Annotated in this window: 9 protein-coding genes and 3 pseudogenes; 2 read left to right on the top strand and 10 right to left on the bottom strand. The window is 53.4% G+C overall.

The window, feature by feature from the left end; genetic code table 11:
• Window positions 1-147, top strand: a pseudogene (locus SA87_RS14460) (IS256 family transposase); the annotation flags it as partial.
• Window positions 148-181: 34 nt separating this feature from the next.
• Here the strand turns inward: SA87_RS14460 and SA87_RS09310 are convergent.
• The 4 genes from SA87_RS09310 to SA87_RS14470 form a co-directional block, all read right to left on the bottom strand.
• Complete coding sequence (locus tag SA87_RS09310) at window positions 182-814, bottom strand: ABC transporter transmembrane domain-containing protein (RefSeq protein ID WP_066202325.1); 633 nt, start codon at window positions 812-814, stop codon at window positions 182-184.
• A complete protein-coding gene (locus SA87_RS09315; RefSeq protein WP_066202327.1) occupies window positions 807-1,055 on the bottom strand; it encodes an ERF4 family protein in 249 nt (82 codons plus the stop codon). Before SA87_RS09315 ends, SA87_RS09310 begins: the two co-directional genes overlap by 8 nt.
• Before the next feature lie 14 nt (window positions 1,056-1,069).
• Window positions 1,070-1,357 (bottom strand): integrase core domain-containing protein, encoded by a 288-nt coding sequence (locus tag SA87_RS14465; RefSeq protein ID WP_066202329.1) that lies wholly within the window; start codon window positions 1,355-1,357, stop codon window positions 1,070-1,072.
• 81 nt (window positions 1,358-1,438) lie between these two features.
• Window positions 1,439-1,825, bottom strand: a complete 387-nt coding sequence (locus SA87_RS14470; protein ID WP_082910523.1) for an IS3 family transposase — start codon at window positions 1,823-1,825, stop codon at window positions 1,439-1,441.
• A gap of 137 nt (window positions 1,826-1,962) precedes the next feature.
• Between SA87_RS14470 and SA87_RS13785 the strand changes: the two genes are divergently transcribed.
• Window positions 1,963-2,199 carry a hypothetical protein gene (locus tag SA87_RS13785; protein WP_211264218.1) on the top strand — a complete coding sequence of 79 codons (237 nt, stop codon included), beginning with the start codon at window positions 1,963-1,965 and terminating at the stop codon, window positions 2,197-2,199.
• 147 nt (window positions 2,200-2,346) lie between these two features.
• Here the strand turns inward: SA87_RS13785 and SA87_RS14090 are convergent, their stop codons facing one another.
• The 6 genes and pseudogenes from SA87_RS14090 to SA87_RS14485 all read right to left on the bottom strand — a co-directional run.
• Window positions 2,347-2,592 carry a hypothetical protein gene (locus tag SA87_RS14090; protein WP_066441070.1) on the bottom strand — a complete coding sequence of 82 codons (246 nt, stop codon included), beginning with the start codon at window positions 2,590-2,592 and terminating at the stop codon, window positions 2,347-2,349.
• 31 nt (window positions 2,593-2,623) lie between these two features.
• Window positions 2,624-2,812 (bottom strand): annotated as a pseudogene (locus tag SA87_RS14475) (tyrosine-type recombinase/integrase); the annotation flags it as partial.
• 234 nt (window positions 2,813-3,046) lie between these two features.
• The gene (locus tag SA87_RS13290) at window positions 3,047-3,808 is read right to left on the bottom strand and encodes a hypothetical protein (protein ID WP_156516525.1); all 762 of its coding nucleotides are present in this window, start codon (window positions 3,806-3,808) and stop codon (window positions 3,047-3,049) included.
• Between the two features lie 134 nt (window positions 3,809-3,942).
• Entirely contained in the window at window positions 3,943-4,233 is a 291-nt protein-coding gene (locus SA87_RS14480; RefSeq protein ID WP_368015013.1) for a transposase, read from the bottom strand.
• A 98-nt stretch (window positions 4,234-4,331) separates the two neighbouring features.
• On the bottom strand, window positions 4,332-4,616 hold the full coding sequence (locus tag SA87_RS13555) for a hypothetical protein (protein ID WP_169816950.1): 285 nt from the start codon (window positions 4,614-4,616) through the stop codon (window positions 4,332-4,334).
• 199 nt (window positions 4,617-4,815) lie between these two features.
• Window positions 4,816-4,962 (bottom strand): annotated as a pseudogene (locus SA87_RS14485) (IS256 family transposase); the annotation flags it as partial.

Here is a 4,962-nt window from a genome sequence, read left to right on the forward strand (position 1 = left end):
ATACGGTTGCTTGGAGCGCTACTCATGGAGATAGACGAGACGTGGACCACTGGGCACCGCTACCTGAATATGGATGAGTATTGGCAGTGGAAGAAGGAACAACAGAAATCCACTGAGCCGGCCATGCTGCACGTTGTGAATGCCTGAGTGACCTGTCCTTTCATTCGCCGAAGAGGGCAATTTACACATGATACTGGACTTGATCGGAGAGTATGGTGGAAATGTTCTTAAAGAAGTCGATCATAAATGAGTTCAAGTCAGAGGTCGTGTCCAGGACGCGGCGAATCCCGGTTTCGTTTTGCCTCGAGAGCCTTATCGACAGGTATAGATAGGAGCCGTACGTGAGCAGGTAAAGGAAACCCACAAGCCAGTGGTACCGGAACAAAAGGACGGCGTAGACGACGATGATGATCAGAGATTGCAGCAGAAATTGCAGTCCTTCATACTGCAGGGATCTCATCGCGAACGAAATCTCATTCATCAGGTTCTGGTACTCGCCTACGCTCCTGTTGAGGAAGTAGGCATAATCTTTCGTCTGATTTGCGGCCCAAACCACTCGTTTCGAGTGCATCCTCACGGCTTGGAGCATCCAATTGTTGGGGTAGTTCACAAGCGGAATCGACAGCAAAGAAGCAGCAACCCCGGCAAGGTAGCCCAGGTTCATCGCCGAATCGCTCAGTAGTCTTGAAAAGAAATAGGGTTGCAGGCTGTACAAAGAGTAGAGGACGACGGTCACGCAAAGGTAGGACGCTACTTTCGCTCCACCGATACTCTTCGCGACTTCCTTAATGTAGTATTTCGTGGCTTCACTCATCCGCGCGGTCCTGCCTTTCAAGCTCGACGAATTCCTCGAGGCTCTGCGCTGGTGAACTCAAGGCTCGCTTGAGCACCAGCCTCCACGTTTGAAAATCCGCATCCTTCCAATTGCTCTTTTCTTTGATGTGGTCGATGATCTTTCGGAACTCCGCCTGGGAAATGCTTTTCCCGTATTCGCGGAGGACGGCTTCCGTGAGTGCTGCACCGCTATTGGGAACCGCGCCCTTTAAATTAGACAATTTGATCGGTATCCCTAAGTGATGCTGACCTTGCTTATGCTGAGGGCTTCTTTGAGCGTTTCTTGGGGCGTTTTGGACCGCAGGCTTGAATGCAGCCGATGCTCGTTGTAGTACCGGATCCGTTCGGCCAAAAGCGCATCGAGGGCTTCGATGCTCTTTGCTTCAAGCAGAAGGTCTTGATGCTCTGCTTTGAAACGCGAGAAGAAGGATTCGACGATGGGATTTTCCTTCGGTCCCCGAAGGCTGTACGACAGTCGCTGTCCTTCTTCGAGCAGGAGATGACCGACCCACGCGTGACTCAAGAAGGCGCCGCCCTGATCGTGATGGAGGATGGCTTTCGGGCGCTCCCTCTTTTGGGTCAGAATGAACGCTTTGGCCCGTCTTCATGCCTGAAGCGCGGTCCGAACATCCGGCGAGAAAGAGATGGCATATCCGATCACCATGCGGGTCCGATGGTCCAGAATCGGCAAAAACCAAACCTTCCCGCCGCCATCGACGAGCTGGGTGAAATCGGTGGTGAGCACCTCAAAGGCGGCCGGTTCCCGTTCGGAAAGAAGGCCAAAGGCGAGATTCGCCCGTTCCTTGGCCAGAACGACCGTCTCGAGCAGCGGATTGGGCTTCGGTTTTCTCACCTTTCGCGTGAGGGAAAGCTCAAACGTGTGGAGAAGACGACGGACCCGCTTTCCATTGACGACCATTCCCCGTCGCCGAAGCTCGGCCTCGAGGCGGCGATAGCCGTACTCCGGATGTTCCCGAAGGATGGCTTCGATCTCAGCTTTGAGCGCTGCATCGGACTCCCACGGATGCGCTCCTGAAGCGGAAGTTGATCTAGCTCCCCTGCCCGAGGAAGTTTTTTAGGAGCGCGATTTCGACCTCCTTTTTGCCGAGGAGCTGTTCCAAATCACGAATGCGCTTCTGGGATCCTCTCTTTGTTTGGGGGTTCAAAGAGCTCAGCGCCTTTTTCCAGGAGGGTTTGCTTCCACTTCAAAAGGGTATTCGGATGAACGCCGGATTCCCGGGAGAGTTCGACGAGCGTTTTTTCGCCTTTGATCAGATCCAAAGCCGCTTTGAATTTGATGGAGACGGGGATGGATTTTGTTCGTTTCACAGGTCGCCCCTCCTTTGGCAGAAGGATACAACATAGCTTCAGCATTTGTCCAGTCTAAGGGGCGCATGACCGCCTTAAGCTAACGGCTACTGCCGCCCTCGCCGTTCGGGACTTTCACCCTATAGACAGCGCCCATGCCGGGCGCACAAACATAAGGCAAGCCGACGAAAATCATCAGCTTGCCTATTTTTCCCGTCCTCCTGTCTCCGCAACGAGCGGCTGGCGCGAGCGGAGCTTTCGTTCGAGCGACGACACGCTCGCCAGGTCCTTCTCCAGCTCCAGCGGCACATCCTCGTCGTTCTCGATCCACTCCCGGTACTGCGCCTCGGCCGTCTTCTTTTTCTTCTTGAGGTGTTCCAGGGCCTCGTGGGCCGGCTCTACCCGCACATACAGCGCCACGTCCACGGGAAAGGGCGTGTTTTCGCACACCCCGTACACCCACTCGTAACCGGTCGGATGGTTTTCCGGCGTGGACTGTGATGGTCCGCCGGTCCGGATCTAAGTCGTTGACGTACAGGTTCACCAAATCGTCCACGCGAAGCCCACAGCTGAGCATCAGCTGGACGATGGCGTAATTGCGAGCCCGTTTTTTCTCATTGGACTCCTTTTTGACCTCATGCAGCAGCCGGCTCTGCGCCTTGCGGCCCAGCCATTCGGTGCCAGCCTCTCCGTGGTCGTTTGCTTGCCCCGGAGGACGTCCGTAGGGTTAATGCTGGCATAACCCCGTTCAACCGCGAAACGCCTGAAAGCCTTCAGCACCGCGATCTTTTTGTTGATGGTCTACGGCTGCTGTTTCAGCGTAGCATCCAGCATGGCCCGGTATTCCTGAAGATCCAGCGCCGTCACCTTGTCTGGGTCGAAGCTCTTCCGATTGCAATCTCCATCAATTTGTGATGGTTAATGTTTTCCAGAAACGCTTACACATTAGAGCCATACCAGTTAAAATCGGTGAAAGCACCATAGCCAAAATACCACCGGGCCAGACAGCATCAGATGCAGGATAGCGATCCCATTCAGTGATGTTTGGTCCATAAACCTCAGGAAACCACCGGATAAACAACAACAGCACGCTAAAATTGATGAGTGGGGTCAAGACAGACAAGCCAATGGACTTCCAAGGGGAACGAACAACAGGGATCCAGGAGGTAGCAGCAACAACAGTCATGAACATGAAGATAGCCGTCGCATCCCAAATCCAATACCGATAGATCACGCTTTCCTGGGCGATATTGCCGATGAGTAAGGTACCCGCAATGAAAAGGAACGTCCCGATACCCATGAACTTTAACGGTTGCAATTTATCATTTTGTTGTATTGCAAAGAAAACGGATGCCACACCTGCCGCTCCACCAAGTACTCCCCAAACCACAGCCGATAGACCAATAGGATAGATGATCCTTGCATCATCTCCGTCTTGAATGTTAAAGAAATTAAAGATGGGATGGACGGGCTCATACATAAACCTTATAAATGGCCTGAATGTTTGTCTAAACCAATTAAAATCAGCGGATATAAAAGTTAGGAAATTGATAGTACCTAACAACATAAAACCAAACAAAAAAACACCAAGAAAAAAAGAAAACGCTTCATGTTTGTTCCTCCTTTCTCTAAAAGGCTGGTGAATTAAGTCCACTGGATCGACCATCTTCGCCTAACGAGGTGTGACGTCAGAACGAATAGAACCGTCAAAAATGCGGCCACTCCCCTTGTGAGCCTTTCGTATGCCGGTTTGAGGCACACGGAACTCCCGGTCTGTGGGCGCTTCCGCCCATACCGGCTTCATCGTTTGAGATTCTGCACCACAGCTGTCAGGATGGCTTGCTCTTGCATCGCTTCCAAGCTACGGCTTCGAGCACGGCTTAAGCCGTGCTGCGCTTTGCCTTCGGCAAAAAGACGTTCAATGACGACGCGTCGCGTCCGTTTGGCTCGGTAATGCGGTTGATCATTCAGGCGACGCACTTTGTTCCGAACGAGTACCGCCTTGATCTTGCTCCATCTTTTGCGTGCTTTCTCCGGATCCCGGACGGCTCGGCGCCACCCGGGGAGCGCTTCTTTTTGAAGCGATCGCACGTTTCCGGATCGGCATATCCACCGTCTCCGGAGACGCTTTGCATGCGAAGAGAGGGGTGCTCACGCCGGATGTCCAGCAGTGCACAGGTGGCGGCCTCTCATTCCGCAGTGCCCGTGATGATCTTGGCCTGGGTCCGTAAGATGACGGAGGAGCGGGTGTCCACCGTGTGATGAATGAGATAACGCAAATGGGCTTCTTGGCCGGAGCTTTTTCGATCAAGGCGGGCATCCGGATCGGTGATGCTCCGGTGGGTCCGGTTGGAAAACCGCTCCCCCCGAAAATCGCCCGGCTTCTTGGGTGACCTTCCCGACGAAGCCGAAGGGGAGCCGGAGGATGAGCGGAACGAGCCTTTAAGCGATGCACGGATCCACACCTGGCGCATGGCTTTCTCAAAAATGCCGTGCCTGCGCCAAAGTTTCCGTGTTTTGACCCCGGTCGTGCGAACGGGAAGCCTCGGACCCCCATCACATATGACTACATCCCTCCAAACTAACATCAAAATCTTTGTGTCTCTCTCTGCTTAGATCAAGTCCAGTATCATGTGTAAATTGCCCTCTTCGGCGAATGAAAGGACAGGTCACTCAGGCATTCACAACGTGCAGCATGGCCGGCTCAGTGGATTTCTGTTGTTCCTTCTTCCACTGCCAATACTCATCCATATTCAGGTAGCGGTGCCCAGTGGTCCACGTCTCGTCTATCTCCATGAGTAGCGCTCCAAGCAACCGTAT

Source organism: Hydrogenibacillus schlegelii (assembly GCF_001653195.1).
Taxonomy (GTDB): domain Bacteria; phylum Bacillota; class Bacilli; order Thermicanales; family DSM-22653; genus Hydrogenibacillus; species Hydrogenibacillus schlegelii.

What these genes read in the sequence shown, in the direction of transcription:
- SA87_RS13555 (WP_169816950.1), bottom strand. Translation starts at nt 4,616, where the DNA reads ATGCGCCAGGTGTGGATCCGTGCATCGCTTAAAGGCTCGTTCCGCTCA.
- SA87_RS13290 (WP_156516525.1), bottom strand. Translation starts at nt 3,808, where the DNA reads ATGGTCGATCCAGTGGACTTAATTCACCAGCCTTTTAGAGAAAGGAGG.
- SA87_RS13785 (WP_211264218.1), top strand. Translation starts at nt 1,963, where the DNA reads ATGCGCTTCTGGGATCCTCTCTTTGTTTGGGGGTTCAAAGAGCTCAGC.
- SA87_RS09310 (WP_066202325.1), bottom strand. Translation starts at nt 814, where the DNA reads ATGAGTGAAGCCACGAAATACTACATTAAGGAAGTCGCGAAGAGTATC.